The sequence below is a fragment of the Limosilactobacillus galli genome (genome assembly GCF_947381495.1).
In the GTDB taxonomy this organism is placed as follows: Bacteria; Bacillota; Bacilli; order Lactobacillales; family Lactobacillaceae; genus Limosilactobacillus; species Limosilactobacillus galli.
Genome location: NZ_CANCWK010000002.1, coordinates 76,431 through 93,966 on the forward strand (window position 1 = coordinate 76,431; position 17,536 = coordinate 93,966).

The 17,536-nt window shown below is 50.8% G+C and carries 11 protein-coding genes; 1 reads left to right on the forward strand and 10 read right to left on the reverse strand.

All coding sequences use genetic code 11. The annotated features are described in order from the left end of the window. Positions 1-92: 92 nt before the first annotated feature. The 5 genes from QOS10_RS00970 to rpsL all read right to left on the reverse strand — a co-directional run bounded on the left by QOS10_RS00970 (position 93) and on the right by rpsL (position 6,114). The gene (locus QOS10_RS00970; RefSeq protein WP_283593131.1) at positions 93-1,418 is read right to left on the reverse strand and encodes a uracil-xanthine permease family protein; all 1,326 of its coding nucleotides are present in this window, start codon (positions 1,416-1,418) and stop codon (positions 93-95) included. A gap of 28 nt (positions 1,419-1,446) precedes the next feature. Continuing rightward, on the reverse strand, positions 1,447-2,781 hold the full coding sequence (gene guaD / locus QOS10_RS00975) for a guanine deaminase (protein ID WP_283593133.1): 1,335 nt from the start codon (positions 2,779-2,781) through the stop codon (positions 1,447-1,449). Between the two features lie 206 nt (positions 2,782-2,987). Beyond that, entirely contained in the window at positions 2,988-5,078 is a 2,091-nt protein-coding gene (fusA, locus tag QOS10_RS00980) for an elongation factor G (protein ID WP_283593134.1), read from the reverse strand. Positions 5,079-5,208: 130 nt separating this feature from the next. Beyond that, on the reverse strand, positions 5,209-5,679 hold the full coding sequence (gene rpsG / locus QOS10_RS00985; RefSeq protein ID WP_057805856.1) for a 30S ribosomal protein S7: 471 nt from the start codon (positions 5,677-5,679) through the stop codon (positions 5,209-5,211). A gap of 21 nt (positions 5,680-5,700) precedes the next feature. Continuing rightward, positions 5,701-6,114 carry a 30S ribosomal protein S12 gene (rpsL, locus tag QOS10_RS00990; protein WP_057805858.1) on the reverse strand — a complete coding sequence of 138 codons (414 nt, stop codon included), beginning with the start codon at positions 6,112-6,114 and terminating at the stop codon, positions 5,701-5,703. A 253-nt stretch (positions 6,115-6,367) separates the two neighbouring features. Between rpsL and QOS10_RS00995 the strand changes: the two genes are divergently transcribed. Further along, entirely contained in the window at positions 6,368-7,057 is a 690-nt protein-coding gene (locus QOS10_RS00995) for a prepilin peptidase (RefSeq protein ID WP_283593138.1), read from the forward strand. Positions 7,058-7,092: 35 nt separating this feature from the next. Here the strand turns inward: QOS10_RS00995 and QOS10_RS01000 are convergent, their stop codons facing one another. The 5 genes from QOS10_RS01000 to QOS10_RS01020 form a co-directional block, all read right to left on the reverse strand. Continuing rightward, positions 7,093-8,271, reverse strand: coding sequence for a DUF998 domain-containing protein (locus QOS10_RS01000; RefSeq protein WP_283593139.1), 1,179 nt, complete (start codon positions 8,269-8,271; stop codon positions 7,093-7,095). 72 nt (positions 8,272-8,343) lie between these two features. Next, on the reverse strand, positions 8,344-11,979 hold the full coding sequence (gene rpoC, locus QOS10_RS01005; RefSeq protein ID WP_283593140.1) for a DNA-directed RNA polymerase subunit beta': 3,636 nt from the start codon (positions 11,977-11,979) through the stop codon (positions 8,344-8,346). 43 nt (positions 11,980-12,022) lie between these two features. Continuing rightward, entirely contained in the window at positions 12,023-15,640 is a 3,618-nt protein-coding gene (gene rpoB / locus QOS10_RS01010; protein WP_283593141.1) for a DNA-directed RNA polymerase subunit beta, read from the reverse strand. Between the two features lie 213 nt (positions 15,641-15,853). Then, a complete protein-coding gene (locus tag QOS10_RS01015) occupies positions 15,854-16,462 on the reverse strand; it encodes a TetR/AcrR family transcriptional regulator (RefSeq protein WP_283593143.1) in 609 nt (202 codons plus the stop codon). A 145-nt stretch (positions 16,463-16,607) separates the two neighbouring features. Then, positions 16,608-17,536, reverse strand: a 929-nt coding sequence (locus QOS10_RS01020) for an ISL3 family transposase (protein ID WP_283593145.1), incomplete at its 5' end; no start/stop codon positions are given.

Below are 17,536 nucleotides of genomic sequence, written 5' to 3' on the forward strand. Positions count from 1 at the left end.
TTTTCAAAAAGTTCATGATTTTCCGTGAAAATTAAAAAAATCGCAAATAATGGTTTCAATCCACTACTTACGATTTTTTCTTCTTATATGAATTACAGGCGGGCGCGTTTTGGCATCAGCAGGTTAAGGATGATTGCCAGCAAAGCCGCAACGGCAATTGGGGAACCCAACAGGTACTGCACCATTTGGGGAGCGGCACTCACGATCTTCTTTGGGATCAGAACCAGCGCAATCGTGATCACAATCGGCAAGCCGATAATGTAGAGGTCGCTCTCCCCCGTCTTCAAGCTGCGAATAACGTTCAACCCGTTTAACATGATCGTCACTGTAATGATGGCGAACACCCCGCCGATGACTGGTGCCGGAATGGCTGCCAGGAAGGCGGAAAGCTTGGTACAAAAGCCCAGGATGATGAACCAGCCCCCGGCAGCGATGAAGACCCGCTTACTGGCAACCCCGGTGATCGAAATGATCCCGGCGTTGGTTGAATATCCGGTAACCGGTGTGGTCCCGGTAATCGTGGCAACCAAACAGCTCAGTCCTTCACCGATGATCCCACGGTTCCACTGTTTCTTCGTAATGGTGTGGTTGGTAACCGCCCCCATCGCGAACCAGGTTCCAGTAGTTTCCGTCGTTAAGATCGCATAGATGATGATGAAAGTCAGGATGGCGGTCATGTCAAAGTGCATCCCCCAGTGGAAGACCGTTCGCTGCGGCAAACTGAACCAAGGCGCAGCAGCCACCGAAGAAGCATCGAAACGGCCCATGGCAGCACTCATGGCCGTCCCGACCAGCAGGGCAATAACGATCGAACCGGTCTTAAACAACTTTTGCACCCGGGGGAAGCGAATACTGATGGCTACACAAATCAGCAGGATCAACGCAGTCACGCCCGCCAGTTCCATGTTCTGGTAGACGTTCCCCTTGGCTTCAAAGATGTTGTCATTCAAAGCCGATGGAATCAGCGACAGGCCCACGCAGGTGATGATGGTACCGCCAACGACTGCCGGTACCAACCGGTTGATGATCTTCTGGAAGATCCCGCTCATCCCGAGCAGGACCAGCAGGATGGCCCCGATGAGCAACGCCCCCATCAGGGTCGCCATTCCACCGCCATGAACACCGCCGCTGGCCATAACGACCCCGGCGGCCGCCGTCAGCGGCACGAATGATGGTCCCTGGGAAACGGGCATCTTCATGAACCAAGCGGTCTGCAGGATCGTCCCAATCCCAGCCGCCAGGAAGGTTGCCTGCAAAAGGCCGGTCGAGTCCACCGCCCCCATTGCCAGCAGCCCCGCCAGGATAATCGGTGGGACATAGACATCCATTGCCAGGACGTGCTGCAGCCCCAGCAGGACTGCTTCCCCCGTCGGTACCTTTTCATCTGGGCCAATCAATAAATGTGCTTTCGTATCCATTCTTCTTTTCTTCCTCCTACCATCTAGGTTAGTTTTCATATACCAGGTGACCGTTGACGTAGACACCTTTGATATCGGCTGCTTCAGTCTGATACATCAAACGCTCAAACACGTCGGCATCGGACATCCGTTTCCACATCCGCTGGGCACGGACAACCTGAAGATCGGCCCGGCAGCCGACGGCGATTCGTCCGGCCGCTAAGTTTAGAGCCCGGGCCCCACCGGCCGTCGCCAGGTAAAAAGCAGTGGCCGCGGTGATCTGGGAATCGGCTACTCCCCGTTGCGCAGCAGGGCGGCGGCTATCAACCCCATCCGTCAGCATCCGCGATGACTTAACCGCCTGACGAATATTGTGATACAGGCTCGGCGTGTAGCCGCCTGAGATATCAGACCCCAGGCCAACCCGGTTTCCCATGGCCAGTAACTGGTGAACCGGCAGGACCCCGTTGCCAAAGTAGATGTTAGAAATCGGGCAGTGGGCAATGGCAGTCTGCTGCTTTCTGAGCAGCTGCATGTCCCCGCCGGTCAGCTGGGTTCCGTGGGCCATCACTGCCCGCGATGTCAGCAGGCCAAAGCGGTTCAACACCTCCGCATCATGCATCCCGAACCGGTCAATTGCGTATTGACTCTCCCAGTTGCTCTCGCTGACGTGGGATTGGATCGGCAGATCATACTTGGCTGCCAAGCGGCCCAACCCCGCCAGGGCCGCATTAGTACAGGACGGCACAAAGCGTGGCGTGATTACTGGCGTCACCAGGCTGTCCGGATCGGGACTCGCTTGGACCCGCTGGATAAACTGCTCACTCGCCGCCAGGGCGTCTTCAGCTGAGTGGTCGCGGTAGTAGTCGGGCGTCTGCTCTGGGTTATCCATTGTCACCTGACCAACGTAGCCCCGCAATCCCTGGCGCCGACATTCATCCGCCAGTACCATGTTGGCATCGACGTGAATCGTACCGAACATCATTGCCGTGGTCGTTCCGTGCGCCAGCAGCGTTTTAACAAAATCCTGGTACACCTTCCCAGCAAACACCTGATCACTGAAACGAGCCTCAAGGGGAAAGGTGTACACGTTCAGCCAGTCCGCCAGCGGCCGGTCGAGAGCCAAGCCCGCTTGAGGCCATTGCGGTGCGTGAACGTGCAGGTCAATAAAGCCGGGCAAAAGGTATTCGTCTTCGGCCAGCGCCCGCAAGCGGTGGTGCTGACGAGCGTTCGCAAGCACCCGGTCATAGTCGTCATCAGCTGGCAGTAAAACCCGTTCGATCCAGCCGGCGGTATCAACACAGACTAGGCAATCATTTAAGGGTTGGACATGGTATTCATCCTGCGCGGTAAACGCGCTCCCACGAATCACTAACGATTCCACAATTCATCCTCCTAATCATTCGGTGTTTTTAGTATAACACGAATATTGTTCTTTTCAGCAGCTAATATAATTCGTGCTAGTGGCTATTTTAGTCCTGGATACTGTTATATTCATTCGTTTAGCGCTTTCATCAGGCGAAGAAATTAATTTAAAAATAAAAAAGACCGGTAAATACCGATCTTCTTTAATCTAGTTATGATAACGAATTAGTCGTTACCCTTACCGCTCTTCTTGATGATGTCTTCTTGAACTGACTTAGGAACAGCTGAGTAGTGGTCGAAGGTCATCGTGAAGGTACCACGACCCTGGGTAGCAGAACGCAGGGCAGTAGCGTAACCGAACATTTCTGACAGTGGAACGAATGAGTGGATCAGTTGAGCGTTACCACGTTCTTCCATCCCGTCGATCGTACCACGACGAGCAGTTACTTGACCCATAACGTCACCCATGTTGTCTTGAGGAACAACAATGTCAACCTTCATGATTGGTTCAAGGATAACTGGATCAGCCTTCTTAGCAGCATTCTTCAGAGCGAGGGATGCAGCAACCTTGAAGGCCGCTTCACTAGAGTCGACTTCGTGGTAACTACCATCGTAAAGCTTAGCGTGCATGTCAACAAGTGGGTAGCCGGCAAGAACACCATTTTGCATAGCTTCCTTCAGACCTTGTTCAACAGCAGGGATGAATTCACGAGGAACAACCCCACCGACAATGGCATCTTCGAATTCGAAGCCCTTACCTTCTTCAAGTGGCGTAAATTCGATCCATACATCACCGTATTGACCCTTACCACCAGACTGACGAACGAACTTACCTTGGGCACTAGCCTTCTTGGTGAATGCTTCACGGTAAGATACTTGTGGCTTACCAACCTTAACTTCGGCGTGGAATTCACGACGCAGACGTTCAACAATGATGTCCAGGTGCAATTCACCCATCCCGGCGATCAGCGTTTCACCAGTTTCAGGGTTAGTTTCAGCCTTGAACGTTGGGTCTTCTTCAGCAAGCTTTTGCAGACCCTTATCCATCTTGTCTTGGTCAGCCTTTGACTTTGGTTCAACGGAAACCTGGATAACTGGGTCAGGGAAGTCCATTGATTCAAGTTGCAGTGGGTGATCAGGATCAGTCAGAGAGTCACCAGTAGTAGTGTTCTTCAGACCGATAGCAGCGGCGATATCACCAGAGAATACTTCTGGGATTTCGTGTTGTTGGTTAGAGTGCATTTGCAACAGACGACCGATACGTTCACGCTTGTCCTTAGTAGCGTTCAGAACGTAAGAACCGGATTGCAGTGAACCAGTGTAAACACGTAAGAAGGTCAGACGACCAACGAATGGGTCAGTAGCAATCTTGAAGGCCAAAGCAGCGAATGGCTTGTCGTCACCGGCAGTCAATTCAACTTCGTTACCATCAGCATCGTGAGCAACGAATGGCTTAACATCAAGTGGTGATGGCAGGTAGTCGATAACGGCATCAAGCATCATCTGGATACCCTTATCCTTGTAGGCAGAACCAGCCAATACAGGGAAGAGCTTTTCTTCCAGGGTCCCCTTACGGATAGCAGCCTTGATTTCGTCAACGGAGATGTCTTCCCCTTCAAGGTACTTTTCCATGATGTTGTCATCGATGTCCGCCAGCGTTTCGATCATTGCATCGTGACGCTTTTGAGCTTCATCCTTCAGGTCATCTGGAATGTCAACAGTATCCCAGTTGGTACCCAGCTTATCTTCATCGTAAACGTAGGCTACCATCTTAACCAAGTCAACAACACCGACGAATGAATCTTCGGCACCAATTGGCATTTGGATTGGCAGTGGGGTAACGTTCAGACGGTCCTTGATCGTTTGAACAGAGTAGTCAAAGTTGGCACCAACCTTGTCCATCTTGTTAGCAAAGACGATCCGTGGAACGTTAAACTGGTCGGCTTGACGCCAAACAGTTTCAGTCTGTGGTTCAACACCGGCTTGGGCATCCAGAACCGTTACGGCACCATCAAGCACCCGCAGCGCACGTTCAACTTCGACAGTGAAGTCCACGTGTCCTGGGGTATCGATGATGTTGATCCGGTAGTCCTTCCAAACGGCCGTAGTGGCAGCGGACGTGATAGTGATACCACGTTCCTTTTCTTCATCCATCCAGTCCATTTGTGAAGCACCATCGTGAGTTTCACCAATCTTGTGAATCTTACCGGTGTAGTAAAGAATCCGCTCAGTGGCAGTCGTCTTACCGGCATCGATGTGGGCCATGATACCGATGTTACGCGTCTTAGCAAGTGGATATTCACGTTTGTTAGCCATCTTAAAGTGTATCTCCTTCCGAAAGATAATATTTTATCGTCATTTTTTAGAAAAAGGGATGACGGTTATCAATCAACTACGTCACCCCTTTATTGTAACCAGTCAGGCAACTGGTTTCAATTGCCGATGATTACCAGCGGTAGTGTGCAAAGGCACGGTTGGCTTCTGCCATCCGGTGAGTGTCTTCACGCTTCTTAACGGAAGCACCGGTGTTGTTAGAAGCATCGATGATTTCACGGGAAAGCCGTTCAACCATGGTGTGTTCACCACGAAGCCGTGCGTATTGAACAATCCAACGAAGGCCTAAAGTGGTCCGCCGTTCTGGACGAACTTCGATTGGAACTTGGTAGTTAGAACCACCAACACGACGAGCCTTAACTTCAAGAACAGGCATAACGTTTTCCATAGCTTGTTGGAAAACTTCAACTGGATCGTTACCAGTTTCTTCCTTAATTTGGTCGAACGCTGCGTATAAAATCTTCGTAGCAGTTCCACGCTTACCATCAACCATCAGACGGTCGATTAAGCTCGTAACCAGCTTTGAGTTGTACACTGGATCTGGTAAAATTTCACGCTTTTGTACATGTCCTTTACGTGGCATTACTTAACTCCTCCTTAAAAATTACTTCTTAGGCTTCTTAGTACCGTACTTGGACCGTGATTGCATCCGGCCTTCAACACCGGCAGTATCGAGGGTACCACGGATGATGTGGTAACGAACCCCTGGCAAGTCCTTAACACGACCACCACGAATTAAAACAACTGAGTGTTCTTGGAGGTTGTGACCAATACCAGGAATGTAAGCAGTAACTTCGATCAGGTTGGAAAGACGTACACGGGCGTACTTCCGCAGAGCTGAGTTAGGCTTCTTAGGAGTCATGGTACCGACACGGGTAGCAACCCCACGCTTTTGTGGAGCCGGAACCTTAACTTCTTCCTTCTTAAAAGTGTTGTAAACATAGCCAAGAGCTGGTGACTTTGACTTGCCCTTGTGGCTCTTACGGCCTTTACGTACCAATTGGTTAATGGTTGGCATAATTTTTCCCCTTCCTTGTTTTTAAGTCCACACATCCAGGCGGTTCTTTTTGATGAATAAAAAAATTGCTGGATGGTTATTAGATTGTTGTGCCTTCGTTGACGCAAAAGTCTGCCCAACGACAGACACTCCGTTGCTAAAAAAGCACCTTAAATAGACTATCACGTCCCCAAATGAATGTCAACGCGATCGCCAGATTTATTTTGGCGGCAGCCGGCATAAATCCCGTCTGTTTATTATAGGAGGTTTTGCCATGTTTGCCAACTTATTCACTGCTATTTTCACATTCTGCCTTTCCTCGTTCACCAACTTGTGCGCCGCCCGCCTGGGGGTTGTCGGCGAGTCGCCCTGGTCACCAGCACGTTCCTACTGCCCGCACTGTCGTCATCCCCTCTGCTGGTGGCAGCTGATCCCCATCCTCGGCTTCATCCTTCAGGGCGGTCACTGTCACTTCTGCCGCCGAAGGATCCCCATCTACGACACCGCCTGTGAATTAGCCTGTGGACTTTTTGCCGGCCTGCTCGCCACCCCGTCACTTTTCCACAGTTTCCTGGTGGTGGTCGTCATCCAGGCCCTCCTTTTCATCGCCAGCTGCGATTACTACTACCAGTCCCTGTACCCGCTCAACCTGGCGGGACTCCTCCCCCTCTTGCTCATCATCCCCAACTGGTCGCCGCCCGCTGCCCTGACCTGGCTGATCATCACAACGACGCTTGGCCTTCTTACCGTCATGGCTGTATGCCTCAACTGGCTAGGCGGCGGGGACGTCATGTTCATCGCCATTCTCTTCTTCGCCTTCGGACTTGAGTACACGGCACTCATCATCCTCATTTCCTGCCTGGCCAGTCTTCCCTTCTTCATCGGCCGACGCCAGGCGCGGCTCCCCTTTCTGCCATTCCTATGCTTAGCGACCATCGTGGTTTTGACCATTACCTGTGCATAACAAAAAAGCCACGGCGCTTAACCGTGACTTATTCACTATTTATCCCCATCCTGGGTGGGCGTAATCTCCACCAGGAAGAGGTTGTGCCCAAACCGGGCCAGGTTTTCAATATTTTGCAACAGCAGGAGCAGCCAGGAGAAGGCCAGGCCAAACTCCAACAGTTCAAAGGCCGTCAGCGAAAGGTAGTAGCTGAGCTTAAAAACAATGTATTCCAGCCCCATCAAGGCTCCCATAACATAGGAAAGGATCAGGAACTGGCGGGTGACCTCGGGTAGAATCCAGCGGATCAATACGATCAGGATCAGCATGATGTAGACCAGCCACATCGAAACTCGGTCGTGCAGGACGTGAAACTGCGGGTCGTTGGGGAAAAGCCCAATTGACGCAACGCAGGCCGACAACATGTACAAAAGCAGCCGCAAGACCAAGACCCGCCGCCCCCGGTAACGCTTCTGGAGGTTAACGAACAGGTAATCCACCAGCGTCATCATCAGCAGCCCCGAAAAGATCAGGGTGACGTTGAACTGGAGGCTGGCAGAGTTCTCCGCGGTCCCCAGGAAGCTGAAGTTGTGCTTCCACCAGTCCCGTGACGAGTTGGTCAGCATTGAGAAGAGCATTCCCCCGATGATCATGATCGTAAGCAGGTTGGTAACTACCCCCGACGTCAGGGTCATCGCTAGGTTGATCATCAGGTAGTTGACCGCCGCGATAATCACAAAGGCGAAGACCGTGGTCGTGTAGAGGTCAAAGCTGGCGTCATTAAACATCTGGCCGAGCAGCCAGAAGATCGCCGAGAAGGAGAAGATCATGATTAATCCACAGGCGATCGCCAGCGGTGGCAGGCTGCGCCAATAAAAGTCCTTGGTCGGCCCGTTTTGGCGTACCTTTTCCACAATGAAGGTGGTGATAAAGAGGATCAGCCCCGAGATCACCCCCAGGATCATTGTCCCATTGGCCAGGGAGTAGTCACTCCCCGTCAGCGGAATCGGCCGCACCGTATTCCGTTCACGGAAGAAGGCATAAAAGACCAGGGTTGCCACCGCTGCGGGTAAGGCATACCACCAGAATGCAATCTGGGGCAGTTGGTCGATCACCCGTGACGACCGCACGTCGATCTGCTTGTGATTAACGCTCAGCGCCAGGCGATCCCCCGGCTGAAAGTCAGTCTGCTCTAGGGCCTCCTCCGGAATTTCAATTTGATATTTTTTGGTCAAGTAAACACCTCGTTTGCAACAAAAAAGAGGCCGGTAAAGCTTTACCAGCCTCTTCTTAATTTATCCACAAGCTTAGTTTTGCTTGTCTTCCTCTTTCATCTTGGCCTCAAGGTCCTTGATGGAGTAAGCAGCAACACTAACTTCCTTTGGCTTAATGTTCCGGTAGGTCGGCATCCCAGTACCAGCTGGAATGATCTTACCAATGATAACATTTTCCTTCAAACCAACCAGTGGGTCGTTCTTACCACGAATAGCAGCGTCGGTAAGTACCCGGGTCGTTTCCTGGAAGGAGGCAGCGGACAGGAAACTGTTGGTTTCGAGGGCCGCCTTGGTGATTCCAAGGATAACTGGACGAGCAGTTGCCGGAATACCGCCAGCGTACAGCGTTGGCTTGTTAGCATCACGGAATTGACCAATGTCCATCAGTTGACCAGGCAGGAGGTCAGTGTCACCTGGATCCATGACCCGAACCTTCCGCATCATCTGCCGAATCATGATTTCAACGTGCTTATCGAGCAGGTCAATACCCTGCATCCGGTAAACACCCTGAACTTGGGCCAGCAGGTAAGTTTCAGTGGACAGAACGTCACGAACCCGAATCAATTCCTTAGGATCGATTGAACCTTCGTTGAGGGCCGTCCCACGGTGAATGAAGTCACCTTCCGCAACCCGCATCCGAGCCGTGATTGGCAGGGTGTAAGTCCGGGTGTCGGTTTCACCCTTAACCGTAACGTCCTTGGTCCGTTCAGCTGGGTTTTCTTCGATGGAAACAACTTCACCAGTAACTTCGGTGATCGTTGCCCGACCTTTAGGGTTCCGTGCTTCCACAATTTCTTGCACACGAGGAAGCCCTTGAGTGATATCGTCGTTGCCGGCAACACCACCAGTGTGGAAGTTCCGCAGCGTCAGCTGAGTACCTGGTTCACCGATTGACTGAGCGGCAACCGTACCGACAGCTTCACCGGCTTCAACCCGGTCACCGGTAGCAGCGTTCCGACCGTAGCAACGTTCGCAGACACCGTGTTCAGTGTTGCAAGTGAAGGCGGAACGAATCGTAACCTTCTTAACACCGGCGTCGACGATCTTTTGAGCCATGTCTTCGTCAATCAGGACGTTCTTGCCAACGATCTTCTTGCCAGTCTTTGGATCAAAGACGGACTTCATCGTGTAACGACCCATGATCCGGTCATAGAGTGGTTCGATCATTTCGTTACCGTTAGTGATAGCCGTAACTTCAAGACCACGGTCAGTCCCACAGTCCTTTTCACGAACAACCACGTCTTGGGCAACATCAACCAGCCGCCGGGTCAGGTAACCTGAGTTGGCCGTCTTCAGGGCGGTATCAGTCATCCCCTTACGAGCACCGTGTGAGGACAGGAACATTTCCAGAACAGACAGCCCTTCGTAGAAGTTAGACAGGACAGGCAGTTCCATGATCTTACCGTTTGGTGAGGCCATCAGGCCACGCATCCCGGCCAGCTGAGTAAAGTTAGAAATGTTACCACGCGCACCGGAGTCAGACATCATGTTGATTGGGTTGTGGATATCCATGTGCTCAATCAGCTTGTTTTGCACTTCATCCTTGGCGTCGTTCCAAGCAGCGATAACCCGTTCGTACCGTTCGTCATCCGTGATCAGACCACGCCGGAATTGCTTCGTGATCAGAGCCACTTGCTTACGAGCGTTCTTGATGATTTCTGGCTTTTCAGGCAAGTCATGAATATCAGACATTGCAGTGGTCAGACCAGAAATCGTGGATTCGTAGTAACCGAGGTCCTTGATCCGGTCAAGGAATTGAGAAGTCTTCGTAACCTTGTATTGCTTGTAAACTTCGGCAATCAGGTCAGACAGGAAGCCCTTCTTGAATGGTGGAACCAGTGGTGCACTTTCCAGGTAGTCATGGATGTTTTCCCCCGGCTTGAGGAAGAACTTCTCGTCAACCCCTTCATGGATGTTGGCATCGGTTGGTTCGTTGATGTAGGCAAAGTCCTTTGGCATGATCCGGTTGAAGAGGAGCTTACCAACGGAAGTTACCATGATCTGGTTCCGCTGTTCGTCAGTGAATGGCTTGTCAGGGAATGATGATACTTGAACACCAACCCGGGTCTGCAGGGAAACGTAACCGTTCTTGTAGGCCATTTCAGCTTCGTCGGTATCCTTGAAGATCATTCCTTCGCCTTCACGACCCTTATCTTCAGTGGTCATGTAGTAGTTACCGATAACCATATCCTGTGATGGTGACACAATTGGTTCACCGTCACGAGGACTCAGAATGTGGTGAGCAGCCAGCATCAACAGCCGTGCTTCGGCCTGAGCTTCGTCAGACAATGGCACGTGGATGGCCATCTGGTCACCATCGAAATCGGCGTTGTAGGCGGTACATACCAGTGGGTGCAACCGCATGGACTTCCCAGAAACCAGGATTGGTTCGAAGGCCTGGATACCAAGCCGGTGCAGGGTAGGTGCCCGGTTCAGCAATACTGGGTGTTCCTTGATAACGTCTTCCAATACATCGAAGACATCATCATCACGACGGTCGATCTTCCGCTTGGCCGCCTTAACGTTAGCAGAGAGGCCCCGCTTAACTAATTCGTGCATAATGAATGGCTTGAACAGTTCCAGAGCCATTGGGACTGGCAGACCCATTTGGTTCATCTTCAGGGATGGACCAACATCGATAACGGAACGGCCAGAGTAGTCAACACGCTTACCAAGCAGGTTCTGACGGAACCGTCCTTGCTTACCCTTGAGCAGGTGCGACAGGGACTTCAGCGGACGGTTACCTGGGCCGGCAACCGGACGACCCCGCCGACCGTTATCGATCAGGGCGTCAACGGCTTCCTGCAGCATCCGCTTTTCGTTTTGCACGATGATTCCAGGTGCTTGGAGCTTGAGCAGGCGCTTCAGACGGTTGTTACGGTTGATAACCCGCCGGTAAAGGTCGTTCAAGTCAGAGGTAGCGAACCGGCCACCTTCCAGTTGAACCATTGGACGAAGGTCAGGCGGCATAACTGGAATGACATCCATGACCATCCATTCCGGCTTGTTGCCAGACTTGATGAAGGCTTCCAGGATGTCCAGACGCCGGATTGCCCGGGTCCGCTTTTGACCAGTAGCTTCCTTCAATTCTTCCTTCAGTTCGTCGGCTTCCTTCTGCAGGTCCACGTCGGCGAGCAGCTTCTTGATAGCAGCCGCACCCATTTCAGCGGTGAACTTGGTGCCGTATTCAGCCTTCTTCTCCCGGTATTCAGCTTCGGAGAGCAGTTGCTTCTTTTCCAGTGGGGTGTTACCAGGATCAAGAACCACGTAGGAAGCGAAGTAGATAACTTCTTCCAGGGAACGGGGGCTCATGTCCAGGACAAGACCCATCCGGCTTGGGATCCCCTTAAAGTACCAGATGTGGGAAACGGGAGCGGCCAGTTCGATGTGGCCCATCCGTTCACGACGAACCTTGGAACTAGTAACTTCGACTCCACAACGGTCACAAATCCGACCCTTGTAACGAATCCGCTTGTACTTACCACAAGCACACTCGTAGTCCTTAGTTGGGCCAAAGATTCGTTCGTCAAACAGACCCTGCTTCTCCGGCTTCAAGGTCCGGTAGTTGATGGTCTCCGGCTTCTTTACTTCACCGTAAGACCAGCTACGGATCTTGTCTGGAGATGCCAGACCGATCTGCATGCTTTCAAATTTATTGACATCAATCAAAGGATGTTCCTCCTTATTTCAGTAAATCTCAGTTGAAGAACGATTAATCTTGCTTGGTTTTATCTTCAGTCGTTGATGCAGATGGGGTCTTCGAAGCCGATTCTTTCTTCTTGTCATTGTCGGCATTGTGCTGCTCAGCGTACTTAGCCAGGGCGTCAACGCTGACAACTTCGGAGTCATCTTCATCCATGTTCTTTAATTGAACTTCCTGGTGCTTGCCATCGAGGACCTTCATATCAAGGCCCAGGGCCTGGAGTTCCTTAACCAGAACCCGGAATGATTCAGGAACACCTGGCTTTGGAATTGGCTGACCGTTGATGATGGCATCGTAAGTCCGAACACGACCAACGGTATCATCTGACTTGTAGGTCAGGATTTCTTGCAGAGTGTAGGCCGCACCGTAAGCTTCGAGGGCCCAAACTTCCATTTCACCGAACCGCTGACCACCGAATTGAGCTTTACCACCCAGCGGCTGTTGGGTAACCAGTGAGTAAGGACCAGTTGACCGCGCGTGAATCTTATCATCAACCATGTGAGCCAGCTTCAGGTAGTGCATGGAACCAACGGCAATCCGATTTTCAAATGGTTCACCGGTCCGACCATCATAGAGGATCGTCTTACCGTCTTCAGGGAACCCGGATTCACGAACCGCATCCCAAACGTCCTTGTCAGAGGCACCATCAAAGACCGGCGTTGCCATGTGAATCCCAAGCCGCTTAGCAGCCATCCCCAGGTGCAATTCAAGCAGCTGACCGATGTTCATACGACTTGGCACACCCATTGGACTCAACATGATGTCGATTGGGGTTCCATCTGGCATGTATGGCATATCTTCTTCAGGGATAACAATGGAAACAGTACCCTTGTTACCGTGACGACCGGACATCTTGTCACCAACTTGGATCTTCCGCTTTTGAGCGATGTAGACCCGGACCATGGTGTTGACACCTGGTGACAGTTCGTCCCCGTTTTCACGAGTGAAGACCTTAACATCCTGGATAATACCGCCACCGCCGTGAGGTACCCGCAGTGAGGTATCACGAACTTCACGGGACTTTTCACCAAAGATGGCGTGCAGGAGCCGTTCTTCGGCAGACAGTTCAGTCATTCCCTTTGGCGTAACCTTACCAACCAGGATATCACCATCATGAACTTCGGCACCGACCCGCACGATCCCGTTTTCATCGAGATCCTTCAGGGCATCGTCACCGACGTTAGGAATTTCCCGCGTCATTTCTTCAGGACCCAGCTTGGTTTCCCGAGCTTCTGATTCGTAGGATTCAATGTGAATCGAAGTGTAGACATCGTCCTTAACCAGGCGTTCGTTGATGGCGATGGCATCTTCGAAGTTGTAACCCTGCCAAGTCATGAAGGCGATCAGTGGGTTTTGACCAAGGGCTAATTCCCCTTGTTCCATGGATGGACCATCAGCTAAGACATCATCAGCGTCGACGTGTTCGCCGACCTTAACGATTGGCCGTTGGTTGTAATTCTTACCACCGTTGGAACGACGGAACTTCATCAGCTTGTAAGTGTCAAGACTGCCGTCATCTTCACGAACCCGCACTTCACGAGCATCGACGTATTCCACAGTACCGGCCTTCTTGGCAATCATGGCTACCCCAGAGTCATGAGCGGCCTTGTAGTCGATCCCCGTACTTACCAGCGGTGCGTGTGGGTTGAGCAGCGGAACAGCTTGCCGCTGCATGTTGGCACCCATCAGGGCACGGTTGGAGTCATCATTTTCAAGGAATGGAATACATGCGGAAGCGACGGAGACAACTTGCTTAGGAGAAACGTCCATGTAGTCGACGTTCTCAACACTAGTTTCAACGTATTCATCCTTGTCACGGGCCATAACCTCATCATCAACGAATGAACCATCGTCATTCAGTGGTGAGTTGGCTTGGGCAATCACAAAGTTATCTTCTTCGTCGGCAGTCAGGTAGTCGATCTTGTCGGTAACCTTGTGGGTCTTCCAGGAAACACGACGGTATGGCGTTTCAATGAAACCATACTTGTTAACCCGCGCGTAGGAAGACAGACTGTTGATCAGACCAATGTTTGGTCCTTCAGGTGTTTCAATTGGGCACATCCGACCATAGTGGGTGTAGTGCACGTCCCGGACTTCATAACCGGCCCGGTCACGCGTCAAACCACCAGGACCAAGGGCGGACAGACGCCGCTTGTGGGTCAATTCACCCAGCGGGTTGGTTTGATCCATGAATTGTGACAGCTGAGAGGAACCGAAGAATTCCTTGATAGATGCAACCACAGGCCGAATGTTGATCAGCTGTTGCGGCGTCACCGTGTCAGGATCTTGGATTGACATCCGTTCACGAACAACCCGTTCCATCCGGGCAAGCCCGATCCGGAATTGGTTTTGCAGCAGTTCACCCACGGAACGAATCCGCCGGTTACCCAAGTGGTCGATGTCATCAGTTGAGCCGATGCCTTCTTGCAGGTTGAAGAAGTAGTTCAAGGATGCAAGAATGTCGGCTGGTTCGATGTGCTTGTATTCCAATGGAATGTGGCCATTACCAATGATTGGCACAACCCGTTCTGGGTCCGTCTTGGAGTAAACCATAATCTTTTGCAGCTTAACGGGTTCCGTAACTACGGCTTCGTCAGATGGCGTGTAGGTAACCATCTTGAAGTCGTCGCGGTCCAGGTAAGTTTCCAGCTTCTTGAGAACTTCCTTGGTAACCGTGTCGCCCTTTTGTGCCAACACTTCACCAGTGTCAGGGTCAGCCAGGGTTTCCGCCAGGGTTTCACCGAGCAGCCGGTACTTGAGCATCAACTTCTTGTTAGTCTTGTAACGACCAACGGGAGCCATGTCGTAACGCTTTGGATCGAAGAACCGGGCCGTCAACAGGTTACGTGCTGAATCGGCGGTCTTTGGTTCACCTGGACGCAAACGTTCGTAGATGTCCTTCAATGCTTCCTCAACCCGGGAGTCTTCAGCATTCTTGTGGACATCCTTGTCCAAAGTCAGTGACAGGGTTTCACTGTCGCCACCGAACATGTCAATAATTTCATCATCGGAACCGAAGCCCAATGCCCGAACTAATTCCGTCATTGGCAGCTTCCGGGTCCGGTCAATCCGGACGTAGGAAACATTCTTAGCGTCGGTTTCGTATTCCAACCAGGCACCACGGTTAGGAATAAAGGTGGCACCGTAGTTTGTCCGACCATTCTTGTCGGTTTCTTCATTGTAGTAGACACCAGGGGAACGAACTAATTGTGAAACGATAACCCGTTCTGCCCCGTTGATAATGAAGGTCCCTTGATCAGTCATCAGTGGGAAGTCACCGAAGAAGACGTCCTGGGACTTGATCTCACCGGTTTCGTGGTTGGTCAACCGCAAAGTAACGTGCAGCGGTGCTGAGTAGTTAGCATCGTGTTCACGTGCTTCGTCAACAGTGTACTTAGGTTCTAATAGTTGATAGTCGACGAATTCCAGGGAAAGCTTACCTTGGAAGTCATCAATTGGCATAATGTCATCAAACATTTCCCGCAGCCCTTTATCCATGAACCAATTGTAGGAATTGGTCTGGATCTCAATCAGGTTAGGCAACTCGAGAACTTCTTTAATCCGGGAGTAACTACGACGGGTACGGTGTTTACCGTATTTTACTAAATGTCCGGCCAAACTGTTCACCTCTCTAATTTGTTGGGTGAGCCATTTTCAAATGTTACAATTGGGTTACAATTACCCCAAAAAGCAACTTTTGAGCAAAAAAAATCCAAAAACAGTTAGGAACTGTCTTTGGTTTTATTGCAGAACCCGATGGACAATAGATCACCGGGCTCAAATGAACTCACAAATTACATACTACTAAATTGTAGTGGTTGAAGATTGAATTGTCAAGGATTAAATAATCTCTTCCTTAGGGGTCCGTTTCAGCCCATTAATAATGCAGTCGATGATCAACTTGGTCCGCTGGTCACTAGTGATAGCATGTCCCCCGATCACCTGATAGGTCCCAAAGACGGGAGTCAGACTGGCCAGGAAGAGCTCTGCAGCTTCACGCGGCAAAAGGTCAGCCCGCAGTCCGACCTCGGGTTGTTTGAAGTATTCGCCAATTGGGCCCAGGTAATCCATCACAAAAATCATGTTGAACTTGCGCTGGGAACTCTTGGAAAGCAGCTGAATCGCCTGATTATACTGTTCGTAAATGCTGATCGTATGGTGTTTCTTCAGGACCTTAACGATTTCGAAGAGCTGTTCTTCCGGATCCAGTTGATGTTTGCGCAGGACCCTATTAATATCTTGATGGACCTTCCGTGAGAATTCTGTCATCACGCTTAGGAAAAGAACTTCCTTATCGCTGAAGTGGTGATACAAGGCCGGCTGGGTAATCCCAATCTCCTTGGCGATGTCTCGCGTCGATGTCTGGCCAAAGCCTTTTTGCATGAAGAGCCGCGTCGCCGTCTCTAAAATTGCCTGACGCGTCCTCTCCAGCTGCTCCGTTCGTTTCATTTAGTTGCCATCCCCTAAAAAAACATTTGTCCATATTATATTACCAGTTAGCATTCTTTGACAATGAATTCACAAATTAAGGAGCCGTCTAAACCATTAGGCTCTTTGTCAATCGGTAAGGATGAAGAGATTTTTGAGAACTAGACTAAGCCACTTTGGCTTTTGGTCTAGTTCTCTTTTTTGATAATTCACGAATCATGAGATTAGAAGTCTTCAACGAAACCAGAATTCTAATCCTAAAGTGGAAGAAGTTACGGAAGCCATATGCAGTCCGCTTGATTACTTTGATTTTATTATTGGTGCCTTCAATCGGCCCATTGGTTAATTGGGTATAAAAACTGGCGATAATTTCCTGCCGATGCTTAGCGAGCGTTCGCTTGACTCGCCTCATCGTAGTTGGTAAATTAGGCCGACTGATTAATTGATCAAGCAACTCTTGGCTGCGTTGACTGATTGCGGTGATTAAGTCTTGATAGTATTCGTAAGCCGCCCTTAACTCTGGAGAGAAGCTAAGCAGCCGTTCTACGACATCTTGGTTGGATAAATAAGCGTGGTTAAAGTTACGCCGGGAATAGTAGTGCAGGTAATCCAGCTGGCCTTCTTTAGCCATTAATAACTTCCAATAACGCTTTAAAGCGCGGTATTCATGTGTATTTGGCCCGTATTCTTTCATGACCTTAAGTCGGGCACTTTGAAGTGCCCGGTAAGCCTGGACAACAACGTGGAAATGGTCAGCTACGATGATCGCCTTGGGAAATAAATCATGGATAAGATTACGATAAGGCTCAAATAGATCGACGACGACAATCCTAACTGACCAGCGGGCCTTTTTAGAGTAGCGAGAAAGAAAGTAGCTACGCATAAAGCGCGAGTTACGGGATTGGATGATATCGATAGTGCGATGGTTCTGCGGATTCATTAGAATCATGCTCATTTCGCTTTGAGCGAATTTGCCCGACTTAAAATCATCAAAAGCAATCGTTGCCGGTAGCCAGCGACGATTGGGCTTAAAAGTATCTTCTAACCCTTCGAGCTGACGCTCAACGGTGTTAACGGAAACATTGTGATGGCTGG

What these genes read in the sequence shown, in the direction of transcription:
- QOS10_RS00970 (WP_283593131.1), bottom strand. Translation starts at nt 1,418, where the DNA reads ATGGATACGAAAGCACATTTATTGATTGGCCCAGATGAAAAGGTACCG.
- fusA (WP_283593134.1), bottom strand. Translation starts at nt 5,078, where the DNA reads ATGGCTAACAAACGTGAATATCCACTTGCTAAGACGCGTAACATCGGT.
- rpsG (WP_057805856.1), bottom strand. Translation starts at nt 5,679, where the DNA reads ATGCCACGTAAAGGACATGTACAAAAGCGTGAAATTTTACCAGATCCA.
- rpsL (WP_057805858.1), bottom strand. Translation starts at nt 6,114, where the DNA reads ATGCCAACCATTAACCAATTGGTACGTAAAGGCCGTAAGAGCCACAAG.
- QOS10_RS00995 (WP_283593138.1), top strand. Translation starts at nt 6,368, where the DNA reads ATGTTTGCCAACTTATTCACTGCTATTTTCACATTCTGCCTTTCCTCG.
- QOS10_RS01015 (WP_283593143.1), bottom strand. Translation starts at nt 16,462, where the DNA reads ATGAAACGAACGGAGCAGCTGGAGAGGACGCGTCAGGCAATTTTAGAG.